The sequence below is a fragment of the Corallococcus exercitus genome, from assembly GCF_003611585.1.
In the GTDB taxonomy this organism is placed as follows: Bacteria; Myxococcota; Myxococcia; order Myxococcales; family Myxococcaceae; genus Corallococcus; species Corallococcus exercitus.
The window spans coordinates 1-408 of sequence record NZ_RAVW01000926.1 but is presented as its reverse complement, the minus strand read 5'-3'; the positions used below and the strand labels follow the sequence as shown (position 1 = coordinate 408).

Annotated in this window: 2 protein-coding genes; both read right to left on the bottom strand. The window is 59.6% G+C overall.

The window, feature by feature from the left end:
- The coding region (locus D7W79_RS42910; RefSeq protein WP_208729998.1) for a hypothetical protein at window positions 1–185 on the bottom strand (185 nt) is incomplete at its 3' end.
- Window positions 182–408: ABC transporter permease subunit (locus D7W79_RS42905; protein WP_120530815.1), on the bottom strand; the 227-nt coding region annotated here is incomplete at its 5' end. The genes D7W79_RS42910 and D7W79_RS42905, both read right to left, overlap by 4 nt.

The window sequence follows — 408 nt, the reverse complement described above, 5'->3', positions numbered from 1 at the left end:
GGATCGTAAGGCGCAAGCAGCGGCGCGAAGATCGCGATCAAGCAAAGCAGACCGAGGATGACGAACCCTCCGAGACCAAGCGGCTCGGCAGCCAATTTGCGGCCGGTGCGCGCAAACGAAGCCGCGATACGGGTCGACACACTTGGAGGGCGGATCTCTATCTCGCTGCGGATAACATCGCTCATCGGGCCGCCTCCCGCATGCGCGGATCAAAGACGGCGTAAGCGACGTCCGCCAGGAAGTTCAACAACATGAAGATAAATCCCACAATGATGGTGCCGGCGACGATGGCGTTCATATCGCCGATCATCAGCGCGTTGGTCATGTACTGGCCAATGCCCGGCCAGGAGAAAACGATCTCGGTCACGACAGCGCCTTCGAGCAAGCCGCCATAGGAAATGGCGAGAA